The sequence below is a fragment of the Acinetobacter sp. V116_7 genome, from assembly GCF_056735735.1.
The window spans coordinates 778,570-802,623 of the sequence record NZ_JBWZIF010000028.1 but is presented as its reverse complement, the minus strand read 5'-3'; the positions used below and the strand labels follow the sequence as shown (position 1 = coordinate 802,623).

Sequence of the window (24,054 nt, the reverse complement as noted above, 5' to 3'; positions counted from 1 at the left end):
AGCTAAACACAATTTTTATTTAACCGATTGAAACGAAATGCTTTGTTCAACAAGGCAAGGGTTTGTTCATCCTAAATTTCGCAAATTGGAAGTCTTATGAATAACGCAAAGTTTGATTTAATTGTTGTCGGTGCTGGTATTTTAGGCTTGTCCGCTGCCATACAGGCGCAAGAACAAGGCTTAAAAGTTTGTATATTCGAGAAAAATGCTCAACCAGTGGGGGCAACTCGCCGTAATTTTGGCATGGTTGGAACATCAACCTTAACCCATCCTGAACAGCAGTGGCGAAAATACGCTCTTGAAACGCGTTCTTTTTATCAGCGTATTCAGGCTGAAACCGATATTTCGTTTGCTCAACGCCAAGGTGTTTATCTCGCAAACACTGCACTTGAATGGCAGGTTTTAAAAGAGTTTGCCGAGCGTGCAAATCATTACCAAATTCCAGTTCATTTGCTAAAGCATGATGAACTGGTCACCCAATTTTCTTATTTAAAGCCTAAGCGGCAGTTTCAAGGCGGCTTGATTTTTGAAGAAGATTATTCGGTAGAACCGCATGTGGTTGGGCAGCGACTGTTGGCATATGCCGAAAGTAAAGGTGTAGAAATTTATACCAATGCTTGTGTTGTTCAAACTCAATATCAGCGTGAAAGTTGTCGGGTTAGTTTGGCAAATGGAGTGACTTATCGGGCAAATAAAGTTTTGATCTGTCACGGTGAAGTGATCGATGTTTTATATCCAGATCTCTTACAAAGTTTGAACTTGAAACGTTGTGGCTTACAAATGGCCCTGACTCAACCATTTCATCAAAAATTAAATGCTTCTCTTTATTCAGGCTTATCTATTTCACGTTATCCCGCTTTTGAAATTTGCCCAAGTCATGCTGAGCTGACTAAAGCATCGCAACAGGGATTTATTAAAGAATTCGGCATTCATATTCTGATTAAACAAAATGAATTTGGCGACCTGATTGTGGGCGATAGCCACGAATATCATTCGATTAATGAAGCGCCTCAGTTTGAGCAGCGTGAAGAGATTAATGAGTTTATTCAAACGTACTGCCACGAAAAATTAGGGCTGACTTTACCTCCAATTCAAAAACGTTGGAATGGTTATTACCTGACCCATGAACATGAGTTGGCCTGTATCACTGAAGCTGAAAAAAACATCTTTCTGGTGAGTGCAATTGCTGGCAAAGGCATGACCACAGGGGCCGGATTTATGAAAGAAATATTAGAACAAAATATTTACTAGTTTGTCATCTGGTTTAAACCAGATTGATGTATATTGAAATTAACGCGAACAAGATGAGCAACATTATGAACATGCAACCACAACTCGATATGGACTTAGAGAATAAATATTTGCTTCTAACGCCAGGTCCGTTATCAACTTCTGCGACAGTCCGCCGCGCCATGCAAAAAGACTGGTGTACTTGGGACCAAGAATATAATTCGCTTGTACAAGATATTCGTAATCGATTGGTCAACTTGGCAACCAGCCAACCTGAAAAATATACGGCTGTGCTAATGCAAGGCAGTGGTAGTTTTGCTGTGGAGTCTGTGCTTGGTTCAGCTATTCCGCGTGATGGCAAAATCTTGATTATTAATAATGGCGCATACGGTGCACGTATGGTGCAAATGGCACGCTGCCTAAATATTGAAGTTGTAGAGCTGAATTATTTAGAAACCCAGACACCAGATTTACAAGAGATTGAGCGTGTTTTACAAGATAAAACCATTAGTCACGTTACCTGTGTGCACTGCGAAACCACCACAGGAATTTTAAACCCGATTCAAGACATTGGCCGTTTGGTGAAAGCAGCAGGAAAAATCTGGATTGTAGATGCCATGAGTTCATTTGGTGGAGTGCCAATGGATATGGCTGAGCTTGAAATTGATTTTCTAATTTCAAGTGCGAATAAATGTATTCAAGGTGTTCCGGGCTTTGGTTTCATTTTGGCGAAACGGGATTGCCTAGAAGCGTGTAAAGGTTTGGCACGTTCGGTTAGCCTCGATTTATATGACCAGTGGAACACAATGGAGCAGCATAACGGTAAATGGCGTTTTACCTCGCCAACCCATGTGGTACGTGCATTTTATCAAGCATTGCTTGAGCTTGAGACAGAGGGCGGAGTAGCTGCACGTTATCAACGTTATTTACAAAACCAACAAACCTTATCGCAAGGTATGCAACAACTAGGCTTTGAATTGGTATTAGGCAATAAAGCACCCCAATCACCAATTATCACTACATTCCTTTACCCAACAGTTGAAATATTTAGCTTTCAGTCCTTCTACGAAACCCTGAAAAAATCAGGCTATGTGATCTATCCAGGCAAAGTCACCGATCTCAACTGCTTCCGTATTGGCAATATTGGCGAAGTTTATATTCATGACATTGAAGGACTTCTTGCTGCGATTGCCAGCTACTGCGAAAGCAATCTCAATCAAGCTGTAACAGCATAACTTTTATTAAAATATTTGGATTAAAGGGAATACACCATGACGACCAACAATACACAAATTCAGGCTGTGGTTTTTGACTGGGCTGGCACAACTGTAGATTTTGGCTCACGTGCACCAATTTTAGCTTTTATGGCTTTATTTAAAGACAATAAAATTGAAATTACGGTTGAAGAAGCGCGTGCCCCAATGGGTTTAGAAAAACGTGACCATATTGCTGCTGTTTTAAAAATGCCACGTGTGGCAGCTGCATGGCATGAAGTTTATGGGCAAGCTGCAACTGAAGCGGATATTGACCGTTTATATAAAGACTTTATTCCGTATCAATTAGATTCGATTCCAACATGTTCGGCTTTAATTCCGGGTGCATTGGCGACTTTTGAAAATATTAAAAAGCGTGGCGCAAAAATTGGTAGTAACACGGGCTATGCATCAATGATGATTGGGCGATTGATTAGAGATGCTGCCGATCAAGGCTACCATCCAGACTGTATTGTTACGGCAAGTGATGTGAAATTTGGTCGTCCATATCCTGAAATGTTATGGAAAAACTTAATTCAACTCGACGTATCTGATATCAAAACTGTTGTCAAAGTAGATGATACCGTGGTGGGTATCGATGAAGGTTTAAATGCTGGATGCTGGACAGTTGGGCTTGCAATTAGTGGTAACGAAGTCGGTTTAAGCTTTGAAGAGTGGAGTGCATTATCGGCTGATGAGCAGATCATTCTAAAAGATAAGGCATACCAAAAAATGAATGCGTCGGGCGCTCACTATGTGATTGATAGTGTCGCTGACTTGCCAAATGTTTTAGATGATATTGAACGCCGTTTAGGGCAAGGGGAACGACCTTAAACCAAGTCTAGGCCAATATATTTTTAAGCTTAGCTCCCTTGGGAGCTAAGCTTACCTAAAAAATTAAAATGAAGAGTAGATAAACTCTACATATATGGAAATAAGAAGTAACTTAAACGAATAGATTCCTTATTTCCTGCTAACCATCTAAAACACTTGTTTAAATGGTTAGCACCATCAACCATATAGGCCTATGACCTATGTGATAGATCTTTTTATGACTTTTGAGGGTCATATAGTTTTTCTTTAATAAATAGGGCTGGTATCACACCACAAATCAGATAAGCTGCACCCATGACGACAAAACCTAAACCAATAGACCCGCCAGAGGCTAAGAATCCAATCGTTGCAGGGGCTAACGCAGCGCCTAAACGTCCGACATTATAAGCTCCACCAATGGCTGTACCGCGAATGGCAGTTGCAAAGCTTTCGGTCATATAGGTTGCATTTACGCCATAAGGGATACCGTAGAGGAAACCAAAAGTGATCAGTAAATATAGAATGTTGCTTGGTGAGTTATAAAAAACAATCAGAGGTAAGAAAATAGCAGTGCCAATAGCACCAAAGGCATAAGTAAAACGACGCCCTAATTTATCTGCCATCATGCCCGCAAGAACTTTACCTAAAATCATGGCGGTATATGTACCTACCATATAGGCAGTCATTTCTTTAAACTTCATACCGAGTTCACTTTCAAGGTATGACGGCATCCAGTTATTTACGCCATAGTAGCCAAACTGTAAAAAGCCTGCTGTTAAAGCCCATAAGATAAACATATTGCGGTTTCGTTTATCTTGGAAAATAAGCTTAAATGCCGAAGTTTTCGATGCGTTTTGAGCCAAAATAGGTTGTTGAAGTCGAGACTTTTGCCATGCTTCTGGTTCGGGTACTAAAATATGCATGAGAATAGCAATAATGACGGGAATAATCGCAACATAAAACAGCATGCGCCAGCCATGATCTGGAATAATCCAACCTGCAAGCAAAGTCGCAACAATATATCCTACGGTCCAGCCAGCTTGTAGTGTGCCCAGTACTGTTGTGCGGAAACGTGTTGGTACATATTCGGCCATGAGAGTATTACAGGCAATATAAAGTGAACCCAAACCGAGTGATGCAAAAAATCTTAAAATACCAAATTGAAGAAAGCTCTGAGTAAAACCTAAGCCGCAGGTGAGGAGTGAGAAAATTAAAATAGAAATAACAACAATGCGGACGCGACCAAATTTATCGCACGCCCATCCCCCAAAAATTCCACCAACAGCCATACCTGCCAGTGTAAAACTGCCAAGCATACCTGCTTGTACTGAACTTAATCCAAAATCTGCCTTAATACTATTTAAGCTATAAGACAGCAGCATCAAATCTGCACCATCTACCAATAGTGCTAGAAATGCAAAAATAAATGCTATTTTCCACGTATGAGGCTGTATACGAGAAAGACCTTCTTTGTAATTTGTAGCCATAATCCATTACCTACATTTGATTGAAAGCACTTCAAGTCGTTTTGAAGTGCTTAAAATTTGATTAAGACGCAGCGCGAATCATGTTTCGGGCAATAATCATTTGTTGAATTTGGGTCGTGCCTTCATAAAGGCGGAACAAACGGACATCGCGATAAAAACGTTCAATCGCATATTCACTGATATAACCCGCACCGCCGTGAATTTGTACGCAGCGATCAGCAACGCGGCCACACATTTCGGTTGCAAACATTTTTGCGCAGGAAGCTTCGGTGCTAACGTTTTCTCCTGCATCACGTAGGCGTGCAGCATCTAAGACCATGCATTTGGCTGCATAAATTTCAGCTTTTGAGTCAGCTAGCATGGCTTGAATGAGTTGAAATTCCGCAATCGGTTGTCCAAATTGCTTACGTTCGATGGCGTAATTTAAAGAATCATCTAGCATTCGGGTTGCTGCTCCAACACTCAAAGCCGCAATATGCAAACGGCCTTTATCTAGCACTTTCATAGCAGTTTTAAAACCAACTCCTTCAACACCACCAATGAGCGCTGAGGCTGGAATGCGACAATTTTCAAAAATCACATCACAGGTATGGGCGCCTTTTTGCCCCATCTTTTTATCGCGTTTGCCAAGAAAAATACCGGGAGTTTGGCTATCGACAATAAAAGCAGAAATCCCCCCAGCACCTTTAATATCAAAGTTCGTACGAGCCATGACTGTGAATACGCCAGCGTGAGGAGCATTGGTAATAAAGCGTTTGGTGCCATTTAAAATATAAAAGTCACCGTCTTTTACTGCGCTGGTTTTTAAAGAGGCAGCGTCAGAACCTGCATCTGGTTCGGTTAAGCAAAAAGAACTGATCACTTCACCACGTGCTAAACGTGGCAAGAAAAATGATTTTTGTACTTCGGTCCCATCAATAATCAGGCCACTTGAACCAATGCCATTATTGGTCCCAATGAGAGAGCGAAATGCAGGCGAGGTGCGTCCTAACTCAAAAGCCACATAGACCTCTTCTTCCATTGTTAGTCCAAGACCTTCGTACTCTTCAGGAATGGTTAAACCGAATAAGCCGAGAGCTTTCATCTGTTCAACGATATCTTGAGGAATTTCATCCATTTCAGCGACTTCATTCTCATGAGGAATTAATACACCTTCAACAAATTGTCGAATCATATCAACAAGTTGATCTAAGGTTTCCTGATCTCGAATCATAGTCTCGTCCTTTTACTACATGCAAAAAACATCAATGTGATGTTCGTAAAATCACCAATATTTGAAGCGATAGTAATCAAAGGATGTATGTAAAACAATATATTTTGAAAATTAATTTCGCAATGCGATACTTTGTTGTTGATTTATCTTTAGCTAATTTATTGATTTATTTAAGCTATATTTTCTTATAAAAAATCATTATTTTTAGTGGAAAATTAAAGTTTGATTTTTAAAAAGACCTGTGTATATTAAAAATATATATCGCTATGCGAAATTTTAAATGGATAAGTTTTCCTATAGGAAATAAGTCACAAAATATAGTGGGATGAAGATGGGTGCTTTAAATGGAATTCGGGTACTTGACTTAAGTCGGGTATTGGCTGGGCCTTGGTGTGGGCAGATTCTTGCCGATTTAGGCGCAGAAGTAATCAAGATTGAACGACCGAAAGTCGGTGATGACACCCGTTCTTGGGGGCCACCTTGGATGAAAGATGACTCAGGCCAAGACACTCAAGAAGCTGCTTATTATCAGTCCACCAACCGCAATAAATTATCTGTTGCTATCGACATTGCGAGTTCTGATGGCCAAGAATTGATTAAAGCCCTCATTCAAGACACCGATGTCGTGATCGAAAACTACAAAGCGGGGTCTTTGAAAAAATACGGTTTGGACTATGAGTCTTTATCTGCCATTAACCCTAAACTGGTGTATTGCTCAATTACAGGTTTTGGTCAAAATGGCCCAAGAGCAGAAGAGCCTGGTTATGACTTTATTATTCAGGGCATGGGCGGGCTTATGTCAGTCACGGGTGAGCGTGATGATTTGCCGGGTGGAGGCCCTCAAAAAGTAGGGGTCGCATTTTCTGATTTAGCTACAGGACTTTATTCTACGATTGCCATACAGGCTGCTTTACTCAACCGCCATGTGACAGGTTTAGGTCAATACATTGATATGGCTTTGCTTGATGTTCAAATTGCCACAATGGCAAATCAGGGAATGAATTATCTTTCATCGGGTAATATCCCTAAACGCTATGGCAACGCACATGCCAATATTGTGCCTTACCAAGTGTTCAAAGCTTCTGACCGTGATTTTATTATTGCATGTGGAAATGACACTCAGTTTATTCAACTCTGTCGAAGTATAGGTTTACCCGATTTACCAAATGATGCGCGTTTTGCCCGAAATGCGGACCGAATCAAGCATCGTGATGAAATTATCGGAATTTTACAAACACACTTTTTAACTAAAACGGCTGATGAATGGGTAGATGCAATCTATGCGGCTAAAGTTCCGGTAGGTGTGATTAATAACTTGGAACAAGCTTTTCAAGAGCCGCAAGTCATTGCCCGAGAAATGTTAGTCGAGATGAACCATCCTCAACGTGAAAAATTGAAGGTAATTGGGTCACCAATCAAACTTTCTAGAACGCCAGTTGAATACAAAACAGCTCCTCCGTTGTTGGGTGAACATACGCAGGCGGTTTTAGGTCGAGTGGTTTCTTCGGAAAAACTAGCTGAGCTTAAAGAAAAGGGTGTAATTGGATAAGTGGCTTAAAAGCGGAAGGTTAAAATTATATTTAAAATCAGAAAATAAAATATTTAATCTTTCGCTTTAATGAGTTAAATGAAGTTATCTTTTAGATGCAGACTCGGATGTTTGCTCTTTTGCTATTTATAGAAAAAATAGATTATAATTTTCGCAGTGCGAAACAAAATATGGATTGGTATGACAATGAACGATGCAGTTGATGCAGAACCGACAGAAAAATTATTAGCGCCATTAAGGCATGAATTATTACATCCGATTGAAGACATGCAGGATGAAAATGATCGCCAATTTATTACTGCATTAGCACGTGGTTTAGAGCTATTACGTTGTTTTACGCCGAAGCATCAGCATTTGGGAAACCAAGAGCTTGCTCAGATGACAGGTTTGCCAAAACCAACCATTACTCGCCTTACACATACCTTGTCGCGTTTGGGCTATATCAAACAAGTACCTAACTCAAGCAAATTCCAGCTTTCAGTGGGTGTTCTTGCATTTGGTTATTCCATGCTGTCTAACGTGTCGATTCGCTCTATTGCTCATCCATATATGAAAAATTTGGCAGACTATGCTGGTGCTGCTGTAGCAATGGCAACACGCGATCGACTGAACATGATTTATCTTGATGTCGTTCAAGGCAAAGGCAATATGACCATGCGCCGTCAAGTCGGAACCTATTTACCGATCCATTTAAGTTCGATGGGACGTGCTTGTTTAGCTGCAATGCCTGAAGATGAAAGAGAGTTTTTACTTGATGCTATTCGTAGCAAGCACAAAGAAGACTGGATTAAAATTAACCGTGATCTAGACAAAGCGTTTAAAGACTACCAAGATTTTGGATACTGTTTTTCAATCGGTGAATGGCATAAAGATGTCAATTCGGTTGCTGTTCCACTCATTCATGAACAACATGGTTTACTGGTGTTCAACTGTGGTGGTCCAAGTTTCATTATGAACCGTGAAAAACTCGAAGAAGATATTGCACCGCGTCTTTTACACATGGTGAATAATATTCGTACCGAGATTAGCTAAACTTATCTGATTCACTTAAAAAAGCCAGCTTTGATTTTCAATGCTGGCTTTTTAATGGGCGAATTTTAGGTTGTTTGGTTATGGAAGTTCGGTTTCCGTTTTTCTTTGAAAGCATTTAATGCTTCTTTAAACTCGGAACCTTGTAAACAATGCGAGAAAATAGTCGACTCATGATCAATACGATTGAGTAGATCATCGATTGGCATATCTCTTAGTAACTTTTTACTGAGCTGTAAGGCTTGGCTTGGTTTGTGAGCAAGTTTAATTGCCACATCTTCAACCGCTTGATCTAGCTCAGTTGCCTCAAATATTTCATTTACCAGACCATAATTCTTTGCTTGGTCTGCCGAAAACTTTTCACCGAGTAAAATAATCTCAGAAGCTCGAGCAAAGCCCAATAGTCTTGGCAGGATGTAACTTGAACCCGCTTCGGGTACAAGTCCCAAATTCACAAAGGGAAACTGAAAAATAGAGTTTTGGCTTGCATACACAAGGTCACAATGTAGAAGCATAGTACTGCCAATACCAATTGCCACACCATTTACTTTAGCAATAATCGGTTTTGGAAACGTTGCTAAGCTTTTTAAGAAAACAATCGAAGCGGGTGGTTCTGAACTTGATGTGTCGCGTGTTTCGAATGCGTTTACATCATTACCACTGGTAAACGAAGAACCTTCACCAGCAAGCACAACGACATGAACCTCTTGATTTGTTGCAGCTTGATCTAATGCCCGACTTAGGGACGTATACATTTCATAGTTAATCGCATTCTTTTTGCTAGGGTTGCTCATGGTAAGCGTTAGTATATGTTTATCTAAACACTCATGGATTGTGCCTGTTTTTAGCTCATTTTGAGTTTTATTGTCCTGCTGCATTATTCATCCCTTTCAATAAATTTTCGTTTAAAATTTAAACTTATTAAAATGATGCTATCGAAAAATAATTCCGTCATCAATTATTTTGTTTTATATTGTGGTATAAAATTTTGTATTGTGGAATTTTTACCTTAAATCACTTTAAATGACGGTAGGATTTATGCGTAAATAAGCATCTAGCTCTGCTAAGGAAATGAGAAGCTAGTTATAGAACGGTGAGTGGAAAGAATATGAAGACCAAAATTACAGAATTATTTGAAATCGAGCATCCAATTATTCAAGGTGGTATGCATTATGTTGGTTTTGCAGAGCTGGCTGCTGCGGTTTCTAATGCGGGCGGGTTAGGCATTATTACTGGCTTAACTCAGCGTACACCTGAAAATCTGGCAAAAGAAATTGCACGTTGCCGAGAAATGACCGACAAGCCTTTTGGGGTAAATTTAACCTTTCTGCCTACGGTAAATACTCCTGATTATCCGGGTTTTGTAGAGGCAATTATTAAAGGTGGAGCCAAGGTTGTAGAAACAGCAGGGCGTAATCCTGAACAGGTGATGCCATATTTAAAGGCTGCTGGTATTAAAGTAATTCACAAATGTACTTCGGTTCGACATAGCTTAAAAGCGCAACAAATTGGATGTGATGCGGTTTCTGTAGATGGTTTCGAGTGTGGTGGGCATCCTGGTGAGGATGACGTGCCAAATATGATTTTATTGCCTTTAGCAGCCGATGCATTAGAAATTCCGTTTGTTGCTTCAGGTGGAATGGCAGACGGACGCTCACTCGCTGCTGCATTAGCGATGGGAGCCGATGGAATTAACATGGGAACGCGTTTTATTGCAACTCAGGAAGCTCCCGTACATGCAAATGTGAAACAGGCGATTTTGAATGCAACCGAACGAGATACGCGGTTAATTATGCGTGCTTTGCGAAACACAGAACGTGTCATGAATAATGCGGCCGTAGAAAAAATCGTAGCAAAAGAAAAAGCGCTAGGCGATAACATTAAATTTGAAGATATTATTGAAGAAGTGGCTGGCGTTTATCCAAAAGTCATGATTGATGGCGATGTCAATGCGGGCGCATGGTCATGCGGTTTAGTCGCAAGCTTGATTCATGATATTCCGACATGCGATGAACTGGTTAATCGAATTGTTAGAGATGCAGAAGACATTATTCGTGGACGTTTATTAGGACTTTTATAGGATTTATCCTAGCCCCTATAATTAATTATTAGCATACTTTATATAAGATCAGCACAAGTTTTAATTGTGCTGATCTTTTGCATCACTCACACAATAATAAAGACATAAAGCGGCAAAAATTAAGCCTAAAATGCAGACACCTGTCCATCCGAAGTGTTTCCAAGCGTAGCTTCCTGCCGTTGTGCCTAAAGCGCCGCCAGCAAAGTAACCAGTCATATAAATCGCATTAAACCGTGAGCGTAATTCTTGATTAAGTTTAAATACAATACTTTGGTTGGTGACATGTACAGCAGAAAGAGAAGCATAAAGAATGAGTAAAGCAATAATGTAAAAAGCGAAATGGTAGGGTAAAAGTGAAAACAGAACCCAACTTAAAATAAGCCCAATGCCACAAAAAATCGAAATTTTATGGATATAGCCTTGGTCAATAAATTTACCTGAAAAATTGGCAACGAACGTTCCTAACACGCCAACAAAACCGAAAAGGCCAATGGTAAAGTCGCTAAAAAAATAGGGTGCCGGAGCCAGAAGCAACGACATGGTGGTAAAGGTTAAACTCACACATGCAAATGTAAAACCACCAATATAAGTTCTGGTTCTTAACCGTCGATTTTGAATAAAAATCTGTGGAAGAGAGCGAATAGTTTTTACATAGTTTTCAGATTTAGTCGGTGGGAATAACCCGATATTACGATGCAAAATAAAGGCAATAACAAGTAATAGAAAACCACTGACCAGATAAATAATATTCCAAGCAAAAAGTGTAGACATCAGCCCTGAAAGGGAACGGGCGAGTAAAACACCCATTATCAGGCCGCTCAGTAAAAAGCCAACCACACGGCCGCTTTGTTGAATCGGAACCAGACTTGCAGCAAGGGGTAATAACAGTTGAGCTGAACTTGAAAATAGACCAGTAATGACGGTGCCAAGCAGTAAAAGATAAATATTGTGTGAAAAACCGCTAATAATTAATCCACTTGAAGCCAATAACATAAAGATAAATAGTAGTTTGCGCTTTTCTATTATGTCCCCTAATGGCATTAAGAAGAGTAAGCCACATGCGTAGGTGATTTGGGCTAGAGTCGGCACCCACGCTGTAGTCGTTTCAGTTAAATTTAGGCTTACACTAATTGAATGAATAAGTGGCTGACTAAAATAATTTCCGCCTGTACAAATGCCTGCTGCAATTGCCATTAAAATAATGGTTGGGGTATAGAGTGCGTTTTTCATCATGCCTATAGTCATAATGAAAGTGGAACTTTAATCAACACAACCATGACTGTTTTAAGTATGGTTATTAGTGCGTTTCATTCAAGGCATCTTGAATATTGTGCACCATGTGGATTAAACGTGGTCCAATTTCACCTTCAAGTTTTTCTGGATTTAAATGAAAACTTGGCGCACCACAGTTAAAAACATAAAGACCGTGTTTAGAGCTAACCAAAGGTACAGCCACTGAGTTCACTTCTTTATGCCACTCGCCTAAAGACAAACAATATCCATAATCTTGATAATCACGGAAAGCTCGTTCTAAAGAACGTTTTATGGCTGGCCAGTTTTCTGGATTCTTTTGTTTCAACGCATCAAGTAGAAAGTTGCGCTCACGTTCAGGGGTCGCAGCCAAGCATGCTCGTCCCATAGAACTGCTATGCAGTGGTAAAGTCGAACCAATTGGACGGCGCATATTTAATGCAGTTTCAATTTGCACAACATCGATATACACCATATTTAATCGGTCACGTGTTGCCATCGCCACAGGGGCCTGAACATACTGACTCAACTCTTCCATATATTGATGAGCAATATTACGAATTGAGATATTAGATAATGCTGCATATCCTAAAGATAAAACACCAATGTCTAATGTGTATTTGGTTGAGTTAGGCAATTGTTTTAAATAACCTAAAGACACAAGGGTATTGGTAATACGTGCAATAGTCGGTTTAGGTAAACCTGTCATTTTTGCTAATTCTTGGTTACCAAGCACCTGATTATTTGCAGAAAAGCATCTTAAAAGTTCTAAACCGCGCGCTAAAGAAGCAATAAATTGCGGGTTATTTTCCCGATGTATATGCGAAATAGGATCTAAACGTATCTCATCAAAATTTATTGGTTTTTCAGTTTCCGTGTTTTGAGACATTCGATCCTCAAATATAATTAAAGCAATAGTTTTGCCATTATATTTCGCTATGCAAAATAAATCCATTCATCACTGCGCTGTTGTGATGAATGGATATCTGGATCAATGGTTATGAAACGTTTTCAATCACCATCGCAAGACCTTGACCTACACCAATACATAAGCTCACCACTGCATATTTCTTTTTACGGCGAATTAACTCACGGGCTACTGTTAAGCTAAGCCGAGCGCCAGAGGCACCAAGTGGATGACCAACCGCAATCGCACCACCGTTTGGATTTACGCGTGGGTCATTAAAATCAATATTTAAACCTTTTAAACAAGATAAAACCTGTGAAGCAAAGGCTTCATTAATTTCAATAATATCCATGTCATCTAAAGTAAGCCCCGCGCGCGCAACTGCTTTTTTAATGGCTTCGATCGGGCCTGCACCCATAATGCGTGGCTCAATACCGGCGGCGGCGGCTGACAAGATTTTTGCCATTGGTTTTAGGCCATATTTTTGACCTGCTGCTTCTGAACCAATCAAGAGTGCTGCTGCACCATCATTAATACCTGAGGCATTACCAGCAGTGACCACGCCACCTTCAAAGAGTGGTTTTAACTTTGTAAGTGCTTCAACAGTTGAGCTTGGGCGAGGGTGTTCATCTTCAGAAACGAGTTTAGGAGGTAATTTTTTGCCTTGGAAAACCTCAATTGGGGTAATTTCATCGGCAAAGAAACCTTCTTCTTTGGCTTTTTGATATTTGGCTTGTGATTGGGCTGCAAATAAGTCTGCTTGCTCACGACTAATACCAAAATCGGCTGCAACGTTATCGCCTGTTTCAGGCATTGAATGTCCGCCGTACTGAGCAATAATTTTTTTATTTGGAAAACGAGAGCCAATTGTGGTGTCATAAATTTTTGCATCACGGCTATAAGCACTTTCTGCTTTACCCATCACAAAGGGTGCACGTGACATACTTTCTACACCACCTGCAATATACAGTTCGCCTTCACCACACGTAATTGCACGTGCTGAGTCAATCACAGCACCTAACCCACTAGCACATAAGCGGTTTACTGTTTGGCCTGGCACAGTGACTGGTAATCCCGCAAGTAATAGAGCATTCCTCGCCACATTACGACTGTCTTCACCGGCTTGGTTGGTGTCGCCTAAAATCACATCTTCAATATCCGCGCCCGGAACACCAGTTTTTTCTAGTAGTTTTTGGATGACAGTTGCGGCTAAATCATCAGGGCGAATTGAGGCAAGTTCACCTGCATGACGGCCAAATGGACTACGTAAACCACCATAGATATATGCATTTAACATTGAGAAATTCCTTTTCAAGACTCGTGAGTAAAAGTAAGAGGTAAATGAAGTGCGACACGACGCTGTAACCATGGGCTAGGGCGATAACGCGGGTCATGCGTAAGTGCTGTTATACGGTTCAGAATGAGTAAGATTTTTTTGCTACCGACTTGATCGCCCCATTCAATTGGACCAAATGGATAGCCTAAGCCAAGACGTACTGCGGCATTAATATCATCTACCGTGGCAACATTTTGCTGGGCAATATCACAGCCTAAATTAATGACCATGGCTAAAACGCGCTGCGCAACAAAGCCAATACTTTCATTAATCATACTCACCAAATTTCCATCTAGATTGAAAATAGAGTGAGCAGCCTGACGATATTCAGGTTTGGTAATGAGTGAAGGCATTAAGGTTCGATGCTTTGCAATGCCATAAAGCATGTCTATAGCAACAGCTTGTTCAGGGTTAACCCCAAGGCGAGTAGCCGCTTGAGTTGTATCTTCACCATAACAAGCAAGTAAACATAAGCTATCTGTTTGTGGTTCAGGATGAGTGTCTAAGGCAATATTTTGCTGAGTTAAATAATCTTCGAGCAGTTTTTTATCTTCAGGAAAATCTGCAGCAATCCAAACTTTGGGATATTGCGCTAAACGTTCTACAAACTTGGCAGGTTGTTCGCCTGTTTTTGAACCGGTTTCATAGTTATAAAAACCTTGATTAACCTTACGTCCAAGTTGCTTGGCATCTAGCATTTGTTTGGTCAGCGGGTTCGGTTTGTAGCGAGCTTCTTCATAGTACTGATGATAAATCGACTCCATGACTGGATGAGAAACATCAAGACCAGTTAAATCGAGTAATTCAAAAGGACCCATTCTAAAACCAACGCCGTCACGTAAAATTCGGTCAATTTCACTAATATCGCAGACATTTTCATTTAAAATTTTGAGTGCTTCGGTTCCATAAGCTCGGCCCGCGTGATTAATAATAAATCCAGGGGTGTCCTTCGCTACAACAGGGCGATGACCAAATGCACGAGACAGATCATTTAAGGCATCAATAATAAGTGGATCAGTTTTTAAGCCACGAATGACTTCGACCACTTTCATAAGTGGAACTGGGTTAAAGAAATGATAGCCCACAACACGTTCAGGTTTTTTGCAGTTTGCTGCAATGGCTGTAATAGACAGAGAAGAGGTGTTCGAGGCTAAAATGGCATTTTCTGAAACAACGTCTTCAAGCTGCTGCATCAAGCTTTGTTTGATATCGAGGCGTTCAACAATTGCTTCTACAATCAGGTCGCAATTTTTTAAATCTTCAATTTGATGAGCAACAACTAAATGGTTATTTGCCACTGCTGCTTGCTTAGGTGTAATTTTATTTTTGTCGACTAACTTTTGAAATGTAGCAGCCAGTTTTTCTTTAGCCTGTTCCGCTGCACCTGCTTTGGCATCATATAAATAAGTGGTATGACCTGACTGCGCAGCAATTTGAGCAATACCGCTGCCCATAATACCGACACCAATCACAGCCATGCTTTTAATATCATAAGTCATGTCGATCATCCTGATGATTAATCAATATTTGAAATTAAACGGAAAAATAGGGTTTGGTGATTTAGCTTAAGCATTGTTTATCACCATCAATCGGTAAGATTTGACCTGAAATTGAGCGACCACTGTCTGATGCTAAAAACAGGCATAAATCTGCAATATGCTTTGGATTGACAAAATATTTGAGCGACTGATTTTTCAGCGCATTTTGAGTCACTTCTTCAAGTGAGGTATTTGCTACATCGGCGCGGGCCTGTAATACGCGTTGAACCCGATCACCATCTACCGCACCCGGAAGAATAGCGTTAACTCGAATGTTATCTGCACCGAGTTCCATAGAAAGCGTTTTGGTAAAACCGATCAGTCCCCATTTTGAGGTGGAATAGGCTAATCGGTATGGATAGCCTAAGCGTCCGGCAATAGACGACATATTAATAATTACGCCTGCCTGTGTTTTCCTTAAATAGGGAATGGCTAACTGGGTAATTAAAAAAGTACTATTCAGGTTTAAATTAATAACTGTATTCCAGTCTTCAAAACTTAGCTCATCTGCTGCAACGGTCGGGCCTGAAATGCCTGTGTTATTGACTAAAATATCAATACCGCCAAGTTTCGAAATTGCTTGGCTAAACATGAGTTTAATTTGTTCATGGTCAGCCAAATCACAGGCATGTATATGCAGCTTTGGATAATCTTTCTGAAACTGTTCTAGGCTTTTAGCATTAATATCGCAAACAAAAACTTCATCATGATTGTTTAAAAATGCTTCAGCAATGCATCGTCCAATCCCTGAACCACCTGCACTAATTAATACTTTTCTGGTCATATTCATTCCTTTGTTATTATCGTTTTGAGTTATTTACCTTGATAAGACGGTTTACGTTTTTCAATAAAAGCTTGAACGCCTTCATTTTTATCTTCGGTAGAAAACAGTAACTGGAATGCTTTTCGTTCTAACGTTAAGCCTGCATTTAATGGAACGTCTTCGCTCATTAAGGCAACTTCTTTAATTTGTTGCAGGGCAATAGGAGGCATTTTTGCAAGGCTTTGCGCCATTTGAATCGCAGTTGGAATAGTTTGGTCATCTTCTGTGACTTGTGAAACAAGACCGATGGTATAAGCTTCTTCGGCTTTCACCATGGCACCCGTCATAATCATGCGCATGGCATGAAATTTACCCACAGCACGGAACAAACGTTGTGTACCGCCAGCACCCGGCATTAAACCGACTTTAATTTCCGGTTGACCAAAGGTTGCGCCTTTACCTGCAATAATAATGTCAGCATGCATTGCAAGTTCACAGCCACCACCCAATGCATAACCATTTACTGCAGCAATCACAGGTTTAGGGCACTGAGCAATCGCGTTCCAGTAACGTTCCGTATGACGCAATAACATTTCTGTAGAAGTTGCGGTTGCCATTTCTTTTAAATCTGCACCTGCGGCAAAGACTTCTTCACCACCTGTGAGTACAACCGCATTGATCTCATCGTTAAAACTTAATTCGGTAAAAGCTTGTGCTAGTTGTTTGCGAACCTCTGTATTCAGTGCATTTTTTGCTTCAGGTCGGTTAATTTTAACAACCGCTATTTTTTGAATAGAAAAGTCGACTTCTACGAAATTATTCCCTATTGATACACTCATTTTTGAATTCCTTGTTTCGCACATCAAAACTATATTCCTTTTATGATGCTTATTTTGGAATTTATTTCAAGTCTTATTTAGTCCATTAGAGCAATTATGATTTATTAAATAAGCTAAGTAATTGATATTACGTAATGGTAATTTTTTAAATTTCGTTTAACGAAATTAATTTTCAAAAAAAGCTTGAAATTTGTATTTTCGTTCTCGTACTATGAAACACATCCGCAGTAAACAAGATTTAAAACATGGTATCCAGACAAGCTGGAGATGGCTGATGGGTACGATGGAAATACATAAAAAGGGAGATCACAGATGATCCGTGATGAAGGGATGTTGGAGCAGTTACTTTCAACAATTCGAGATTTTGTAAAAAATGAATTAATCCCTCGTGAAAACGAAGTGGTAGAGAAAGACAAAATTCCAGATGACATTGTGCAGCAAATGCGTGAGCTTGGTTTGTTCGGCCTCACAATTCCCGAAGAATATGGCGGCCTAGGCATCACCATGGAAGAAGAAGTCAGAGTTGCATTTGAACTTGGACAAACTTCACCGGCTTTCCGTTCTTTAATTGGTACTAATAACGGTATTGGCTCAAGTGCAATTTTGATCGATGGCACAGAAGAGCAAAAGCAAAAATATTTACCGCGTTATGCGAGTGGCGAAATTATTGGTTCATTTTGTTTAACCGAGCCTGAATCTGGTTCTGATGCGGCTTCTTTAAAAACCAGTGCCGTAAAAGATGGTGATTTTTATGTATTAAACGGCACCAAACGTTTTATTACCAATGCACCTCATGCTGCAACTTTTACCGTAATGGCTCGAACTAATCCTGAAATTAAAGGGTCTGGTGGCATTTCAGCTTTTTTAGTTGAGGCCAATACACCGGGTATTACGTTAGGCAAAATTGACCAAAAAATGGGGCAAAAGGGTTCGCACACCTGTGATGTGATTTTTGAAAATTGCCGTGTGCCTGCTTCTGCATTGATTGGTGGCGTAGAAGGTGTCGGTTTTAAAACGGCCATGAAAGTGCTTGATAAAGGGCGTTTGCACATTGGTGCCTATAGCGTGGGTGTTGCCGAACGCATGTTAAACGACGCATTGCACTATGCGATTGAGCGTAAACAGTTTGGTCAGCCTATTGCAAACTTCCAGTTGATTCAAGCGATGCTTGCTGACTCAAAGGCCGAGATTTATGCAGCTAAATGTATGGTTTTAGATGCAGCTCGCCGCCGTGATAATGGCGAAAACATTAGTACAGAAGCGTCTTGCGCAAAAATGTTTGCAACTGAAATGTGCGGACGCGTTGCTGACCGCTGTGTACAGATTCACGGTGGAGCGGGTTATATCAGTGAATATGCCATTGAGCGCTTTTATCGCGATGTGCGTTTGTTCCGTTTATATGAAGGAACCACGCAAGTTCAACAAATTATTATTGCCAAAAACATGATTAGGGAAGCTACTACCTAATAAAAAACAAATGCCATGAGGCATTGGATGCCTCATGTTCCTTCTGAGGATATGGACATGACAACAGAAACAGTTGCACAAAATACGGCTAGCAGTGAAGCTATCCAGACACCAAAAAAGATTTGGATTACCGCATTTATATTCGCTTTTTTAACATTGTTGTGTGATGGGGCAGACTTAGGTTTTTTGGCGTTAAGCCTGACCAGTCTTAAAACAGAATTTCATTTAACGGGTGTGCAAGCTGGAACATTAGGCAGTTTAACACTTTTAGGTTCAGCAATTGGTGGCCTGATTGGTGGTTGGGCTTGTGACCGTTTTGGGCGGGTCCGCATTATCGTGTTCTTTATTGCTTATTCTTCAGTTTTAACCAGCGCACTGGGTTTTACTGATTCTTATATGCAATTTGCAGTTTTAAGAACTTTTGGAGCGATGGGTTTAGGTGCACTCTATATTGCTTGTAATATTTTAATGTCAGAAATGGTGCCAACCAAACATCGCTCGACTGTTTTGGCTACCCTTATGACGGGTTATACCTTAGGTTCCTTGCTAGCGACCTTATTAGCAGGACATATTATTCCTGAACACGGCTGGCGTTTCCTATACTGGATTGCGATTACGCCTGTGGTGTTGTCAATTTTAATGCACTTTTGTGTACCTGAACCTGAGTCTTGGAAAAAAGCACGTCAATTAAAAGCGTTAGAAGTCGCTCAAAGTAACCAACCTAAAAAACGTCAAAACCCATATCTTGAAATTTTAAGAGATAAGAAACACGGCACCATGTTTGTTCTTTGGATTATTAGTACAGGTGCATTGCAGTTTGGTTATTACGGCGTAAGTAACTGGTTACCAGCTTATTTAGAGTCTGATCTTGGCATCAAATTTAAAGAAATGGCCATGTATATGGTCGGTACTTTCCTAATTATGATGTTTGCCAAAGTAATTGCAGGGATCGTTGCCGACAAATTAGGGCGCCGCGCTGTATTCGCTTTCGGAACCATTGGTACAGCCTTATTTATTCCAGTGATTGTCTATTTAAATACACCAACCAACATTTTATGGATGATGCTGTTCTTCGGTTTCCTTTACGGTATTCCATACGCAATTAATGCTACCTATATGACGGAAAGTTTCCCGACTTCAATTCGAGGTTCGGCAGTGGGTGGAGCTTATAACATTGGCAAAGTACTTTCTATTTTCTCTCCATTAACAATTGGTTTTCTATCGCAGAACGGTTCTATTGGCTTAGGGCTTTTGGTGATGGCTGCGGCTTATTTTATCTGCGGGGTAATTCCATTGTTATTTATTAAAGACCGACTATTTAACCCGCAAAAGGCAGAGTGACAGATCAATCTGTCACCTTAAATTAAGGATGAAAAGGGACAAGTGAGATGATAAATAAAATCACCAGTGACATTGAACCGATTTTAAAAGCTATTCCTGATGGAGCAACCATCATGACAGGCGGGTTCGGTGTGACAGGGCAACCTGCTGAATTAATTGAAGCCTTAATCGATTTAGGAAAAAAAGAACTTACCATTGTAAATAACAATGCAGCTTCTGGTGATCGTGGTTTAACAAATCTGATTATTGCGGGTTGCGTTAAAAAAATGATTTGTTCATTTCCGAAATCTGCTGGATCAACTGTTTTTCAAGACTTATATAGAGCGGGAAAAATTGAGTTGGAACTGATTCCGCAAGGTAATTTGGCATGTCGTATTCAGGCTGCTGGCGCAGGCTTAGGCGCTATTTTTACTCCGACTGGTTATGGCACCAAAGTTGCCGAGGGTAAAGAAACCCGCACCATTAACGGTAAAAACTATGTGCTTGAATACCCACTTGAAGCTGATTTTGCACTCATTTATGCCGATAAAGCCGACCGCTGGGGCAATTTAACTTACCGCAAAGCGGCCCGCAATTTTGGACCAATTATGGCAAAAGCCGCCAAGACCACGATTGTTCAAGTGAATGACACCGTAGAGCTAGGAACGCTTGACCCAGAGTGCATTATTACACCGGGAATTTTTGTTCAGCACGTTGTAAAAGTAGGAGATATCTAATGTCAGTTCAAAAGCGTTCTCGTGAAGATATTGCCAAGCTCATTGCCAATGACATTCCAGAAGGTTCTTATGTCAATTTAGGTATTGGCTTACCGACCAACGTTGCTAAATTTTTGCCCAAAGACAAAGAAATCTTTTTACATTCAGAAAATGGTGTCTTGGCTTTTGGGCCACCCCCACAACCTGGTGAGGAAGATCAAGATTTGGTTAATGCTGGAAAAGAGCTTGTGACTTTGTTAGACGGTGGATGCTTTATGCATCATGGTGATTCGTTTGACATTATGCGTGGCGGCCATCTGGACATTTGCGTAATTGGTGCATTCCAAGTTGCTGTAAATGGAGATTTGGCAAACTGGCATACTGGTAAAGCAGATGATGTACCAGCAGTCGGCGGTGCTATGGATTTGGCGGTCGGCGCAAAAACGATTTATGTCTATATGGAACATGTTACTAAAAAAGGTGAGTCCAAAATTGTAAAAGAACTGAGCTATCCAATGACGGGTGAGCAATGTGTAAACCGTATTTATACCGATTTATGCATTATTGAACTCAAAGACCAAAAAGCTTATGTCACAGAAATGGTGGAAGGTCTTAGTTTTGATGAATTACAAGCGGTCACTGACTGTGAACTAATTGATGCACGTGTAGCCTAAATACACACGGAAAAACGCTTCTTTAAGGATTAAAAGATGAAAAAATTAATTTTAGCTGCAGCTTGCGCTGCGGCTTCAGGGACTATTTTTGCAAATTCTTCAGATACGACAGAACAAAGAATCAATTTGCTAGAAACCGAGCTGCAAAAATTAAAAGCAGAACTTGCTGCTCAGAAACAAACTCAAAATAATTTACAGGTCAAACAGGTAAAGATCGAAGAGAACATTGAAAAAACTAAAGCGACTGTAACAGAAAAGCCTGTTGCTCCTTCGTGGGTCACTTGGACGGATAACGTGAAGGTTTACGGTATTGCTCGTATTGATGCGGCGGTTGATTTTAAATCATCGCCTGATTCGGGTGGTAGAACGACCAGCAGTTTGTACCGAACACCTTTTGAAAGTGAGAAACGTTCAAACCATGCACGTTCCGATGCCATGATTAATGCAAGCCGATTAGGTGTTTATTTTAATAGCCCTAATAAAGCTGTGACTGGAAATATTGAAGCCGATTTCTTTGATAGCTCTAACATGGGAACGGGAGATGGTAAATTCCGTATTCGTCATGCATTTTTCACTTATAAGGATTGGACCTTTGGTCAAACATGGTCACTCATGTCAAACATGGAAACGCGTACAGAAGCTGTCGATTACACCCAATTTGTTGGAACTTCTTATACACGTACCCCTCAAATTCGCTATGACTGGAAAATTGATGCCAATAATGATTTAAAAGTAGCCTTGGAATATACAGGTTCGAGAGTCTCTGCATTTCCAACTCTAACGGGTCGCTATAGCTTTAAACAAGGGCCTTTAACGGCACTTGCTCAAGGGTTTATTAATGAAAAATCCGCAGATGTCGCAACTGCCACGGTTAAGAAAGTAAGCTGGGGTGCTGGAGGCGGCTTAAAATATCAACTCACCCCTCAGCAGTCGGTACAAGCAAATTATCAATATATTGTCGGCGATCAAAAATTTATGCCGTATACCACCCAAAGTGGTTTGGCAAATTCAGCAAGTTTAAATGCCGCGGGTGATTTCTCTTTAAACGAAGACAAAACAGATTTGGTTATGAATAAGTTGAATAGCATCAATATTGGTTATTCATATAAATTCAATGAGCAATGGCGTGCAAACTTATCAGCTTCAATGTTTGATTATGATGATGACACGGCTTATGCCAAACTTAATCCAGATGCCAACAAACGTCTAACGGACTACGCAGCTAACGTCTTTTATTCACCGATTGAGCAAATGGATATTGGTATGGAATATCATCAAGGCAAACGAGAAGTGTTTGATGGTAGAACCGCTGATGTATCACGCGTAAACTTTGTATCGATGTATAAATTCTAAAATGGGACGTAGTTAAAAATGGAAAAAATAGTTGAGCCCAATGCAGAAAATATACTGTCAAAAAGCTTTATTTTTATCATGGCAATGACATGTGGAATTTGTGCGGGTTCAAACTATTATAACCAGCCCTTAATCTATTCGATTGCTGAAGCATTAAAAGTTAATGCCGATCAAGTTGCTTTAACTATTGTGATTAGCCAACTGTCATATGCAGTTGGCCTTTTTATATTAGTTCCCCTAGGCGACTTTTTTGAAAAGCGCAGTTATATTTGCTTGCTCATGTGTTGTACGGGGCTTGCACAAGTAGGGTTATCCTTAAGTCAAACCTTGCCAGCTTTATATGGCTTTACCTTTTTAGCCACATTCTTTTCGATTGCAACTCAAGTTTTAGTTCCTTTCGCTGCAGGTCTAGCTAGCCCAAAAAAAAGCCCTCAAGTTGTAGGCACTCTCATGAGTGGTTTGTTTTTGGGAATATTATTGGCGCGTTCTATTGCAGGCTTGCTTTCTACAGTTTGGTCTTGGCATGCGGTTTATTTAATTAGTGGAATCGTCATTTTGGTGTTTGCATGGGTAATGTGGGTGAAGTTACCAGTTGCGCGCAAATCCCACCAACTCAATATTCTACAGATTTATGGTTCATTATTTTCATTAGCAGCTCACCAGCCGCATTTATTACGCCGTGGTTTTGCTGGTGGAATTGGCTTTGGAATTTTGGCTCTTATTTTTACCACCATGACTTTTATTTTGGCGAATGAGCCTTATCACTTTAACGATTTCCAGATTGGTTTATTTGGGATTGTTGGACTGGCAGGTGTGTTTGCGACCCCTTGGGCAGGTAAAAAAATTGCGGCAGGGCTTGAGAATAAAATTGCAGTGATTTGTATGGGCTTATTAATAAGTGCATGGATACCACTATTTTTTGCCCAGCAGTCTTTGGTGGCCTATGCTGTTGGTGTGATTATGGCGTACTTCGGTTTATCAGCATTTCATGTACTCAACCAAAATCTGGTCTACCGCATTTCGGCCGAGGCGCGTTCTCGTATTAATTCAATTTATATGACTTTATATTTTGGTGGAGCCGCCTTAGGTTCTTTTATTGCGGTGTATGCGTGGAAACATTGGGGGTGGGAAGCATGTGCCGCTTTAGGTTTGGCGATGGCAATATTAAGTTTTATGATTGATCGCTTAGATTTTTATGAAATGAACAAAATTGCAAGGCAAGAAAAAGCTCCATAA

At 40.4% G+C, this 24,054-nt stretch carries 21 protein-coding genes; 12 read left to right on the top strand and 9 right to left on the bottom strand.

Features of this window, described 5'->3' with window-relative positions; translation table 11 throughout:
• Positions 1-96: 96 nt before the first annotated feature.
• From AC1PJP_RS17755 to phnX, 3 genes are read left to right on the top strand one after another with little or no spacing between them, the layout of a single operon-like run.
• Positions 97-1,251 carry a TIGR03364 family FAD-dependent oxidoreductase gene (locus AC1PJP_RS17755; protein WP_416684372.1) on the top strand — a complete coding sequence of 385 codons (1,155 nt, stop codon included), beginning with the start codon at positions 97-99 and terminating at the stop codon, positions 1,249-1,251.
• Between the two features lie 26 nt (positions 1,252-1,277).
• Positions 1,278-2,465, top strand: a complete 1,188-nt coding sequence (gene phnW / locus AC1PJP_RS17750) for a 2-aminoethylphosphonate--pyruvate transaminase (RefSeq protein ID WP_416684373.1) — start codon at positions 1,278-1,280, stop codon at positions 2,463-2,465.
• A 36-nt stretch (positions 2,466-2,501) separates the two neighbouring features.
• Positions 2,502-3,317, top strand: coding sequence for a phosphonoacetaldehyde hydrolase (gene phnX / locus AC1PJP_RS17745; RefSeq protein WP_151987715.1), 816 nt, complete (start codon positions 2,502-2,504; stop codon positions 3,315-3,317).
• A 215-nt stretch (positions 3,318-3,532) separates the two neighbouring features.
• On the opposite strand, the gene AC1PJP_RS17740 is transcribed toward phnX, so the two are convergent.
• Both AC1PJP_RS17740 and AC1PJP_RS17735 read right to left on the bottom strand, forming a co-directional pair.
• Positions 3,533-4,783, bottom strand: coding sequence for an MFS transporter (locus AC1PJP_RS17740; RefSeq protein WP_013198248.1), 1,251 nt, complete (start codon positions 4,781-4,783; stop codon positions 3,533-3,535).
• 61 nt (positions 4,784-4,844) lie between these two features.
• Entirely contained in the window at positions 4,845-5,996 is a 1,152-nt protein-coding gene (locus tag AC1PJP_RS17735; RefSeq protein WP_479767913.1) for an acyl-CoA dehydrogenase family protein, read from the bottom strand.
• Between the two features lie 331 nt (positions 5,997-6,327).
• Here AC1PJP_RS17735 and AC1PJP_RS17730 point away from each other — a divergent pair, with 331 nt between their 5' ends.
• Entirely contained in the window at positions 6,328-7,545 is a 1,218-nt protein-coding gene (locus AC1PJP_RS17730; protein WP_013198246.1) for a CaiB/BaiF CoA transferase family protein, read from the top strand.
• A gap of 186 nt (positions 7,546-7,731) precedes the next feature.
• On the top strand, positions 7,732-8,577 hold the full coding sequence (locus tag AC1PJP_RS17725) for an IclR family transcriptional regulator (RefSeq protein WP_013198245.1): 846 nt from the start codon (positions 7,732-7,734) through the stop codon (positions 8,575-8,577).
• Positions 8,578-8,642: 65 nt separating this feature from the next.
• Here the strand turns inward: AC1PJP_RS17725 and AC1PJP_RS17720 are convergent, their stop codons facing one another.
• Positions 8,643-9,452 carry an enoyl-CoA hydratase gene (locus AC1PJP_RS17720; RefSeq protein ID WP_479767911.1) on the bottom strand — a complete coding sequence of 270 codons (810 nt, stop codon included), beginning with the start codon at positions 9,450-9,452 and terminating at the stop codon, positions 8,643-8,645.
• A gap of 230 nt (positions 9,453-9,682) precedes the next feature.
• On the opposite strand from AC1PJP_RS17720, the gene AC1PJP_RS17715 reads away from it, so the two are divergent.
• Positions 9,683-10,654, top strand: coding sequence for an NAD(P)H-dependent flavin oxidoreductase (locus tag AC1PJP_RS17715; protein ID WP_479767909.1), 972 nt, complete (start codon positions 9,683-9,685; stop codon positions 10,652-10,654).
• 60 nt (positions 10,655-10,714) lie between these two features.
• Here AC1PJP_RS17715 and AC1PJP_RS17710 read toward each other — a convergent pair whose 3' ends face one another.
• The 6 genes from AC1PJP_RS17710 to AC1PJP_RS17685 all read right to left on the bottom strand — a co-directional run bounded on the left by AC1PJP_RS17710 (position 10,715) and on the right by AC1PJP_RS17685 (position 17,288).
• Positions 10,715-11,887 (bottom strand): MFS transporter, encoded by a 1,173-nt coding sequence (locus AC1PJP_RS17710; protein ID WP_479767907.1) that lies wholly within the window; start codon positions 11,885-11,887, stop codon positions 10,715-10,717.
• Between the two features lie 64 nt (positions 11,888-11,951).
• Positions 11,952-12,794 carry an IclR family transcriptional regulator gene (locus tag AC1PJP_RS17705; protein WP_009391028.1) on the bottom strand — a complete coding sequence of 281 codons (843 nt, stop codon included), beginning with the start codon at positions 12,792-12,794 and terminating at the stop codon, positions 11,952-11,954.
• A 109-nt stretch (positions 12,795-12,903) separates the two neighbouring features.
• A complete protein-coding gene (locus AC1PJP_RS17700) occupies positions 12,904-14,109 on the bottom strand; it encodes a 3-oxoadipyl-CoA thiolase (RefSeq protein WP_479767905.1) in 1,206 nt (401 codons plus the stop codon).
• Positions 14,110-14,123: 14 nt separating this feature from the next.
• On the bottom strand, positions 14,124-15,647 hold the full coding sequence (locus AC1PJP_RS17695) for a 3-hydroxyacyl-CoA dehydrogenase (protein ID WP_440207105.1): 1,524 nt from the start codon (positions 15,645-15,647) through the stop codon (positions 14,124-14,126).
• Between the two features lie 61 nt (positions 15,648-15,708).
• Positions 15,709-16,470, bottom strand: coding sequence for an SDR family oxidoreductase (locus AC1PJP_RS17690; protein ID WP_440207106.1), 762 nt, complete (start codon positions 16,468-16,470; stop codon positions 15,709-15,711).
• A gap of 29 nt (positions 16,471-16,499) precedes the next feature.
• Positions 16,500-17,288: an enoyl-CoA hydratase gene (locus AC1PJP_RS17685; protein WP_005304184.1), complete on the bottom strand. Its 789-nt coding sequence runs from the start codon at positions 17,286-17,288 to the stop codon at positions 16,500-16,502.
• A 312-nt stretch (positions 17,289-17,600) separates the two neighbouring features.
• On the opposite strand from AC1PJP_RS17685, the gene AC1PJP_RS17680 reads away from it, so the two are divergent.
• Genes AC1PJP_RS17680 through AC1PJP_RS17655 form a run of 6 tightly spaced genes read left to right on the top strand, consistent with a single transcriptional unit; the run spans position 17,601 to position 24,054 of the window.
• Positions 17,601-18,755, top strand: a complete 1,155-nt coding sequence (locus AC1PJP_RS17680) for an acyl-CoA dehydrogenase family protein (RefSeq protein ID WP_005304187.1) — start codon at positions 17,601-17,603, stop codon at positions 18,753-18,755.
• A 57-nt stretch (positions 18,756-18,812) separates the two neighbouring features.
• Positions 18,813-20,096 carry an MFS transporter gene (locus AC1PJP_RS17675; RefSeq protein ID WP_013198238.1) on the top strand — a complete coding sequence of 428 codons (1,284 nt, stop codon included), beginning with the start codon at positions 18,813-18,815 and terminating at the stop codon, positions 20,094-20,096.
• A 47-nt stretch (positions 20,097-20,143) separates the two neighbouring features.
• Positions 20,144-20,812: a 3-oxoacid CoA-transferase subunit A gene (locus tag AC1PJP_RS17670; RefSeq protein ID WP_272400606.1), complete on the top strand. Its 669-nt coding sequence runs from the start codon at positions 20,144-20,146 to the stop codon at positions 20,810-20,812.
• Complete coding sequence (locus AC1PJP_RS17665) at positions 20,812-21,465, top strand: 3-oxoacid CoA-transferase subunit B (RefSeq protein WP_016138550.1); 654 nt, start codon at positions 20,812-20,814, stop codon at positions 21,463-21,465. Before AC1PJP_RS17670 ends, AC1PJP_RS17665 begins: the two co-directional genes overlap by 1 nt.
• 36 nt (positions 21,466-21,501) lie before the next feature.
• Positions 21,502-22,818: an outer membrane trimeric porin-like protein DcaP gene (gene dcaP / locus AC1PJP_RS17660; protein WP_416661506.1), complete on the top strand. Its 1,317-nt coding sequence runs from the start codon at positions 21,502-21,504 to the stop codon at positions 22,816-22,818.
• 18 nt (positions 22,819-22,836) lie between these two features.
• Positions 22,837-24,054, top strand: a complete 1,218-nt coding sequence (locus AC1PJP_RS17655; RefSeq protein WP_416661505.1) for an MFS transporter — start codon at positions 22,837-22,839, stop codon at positions 24,052-24,054.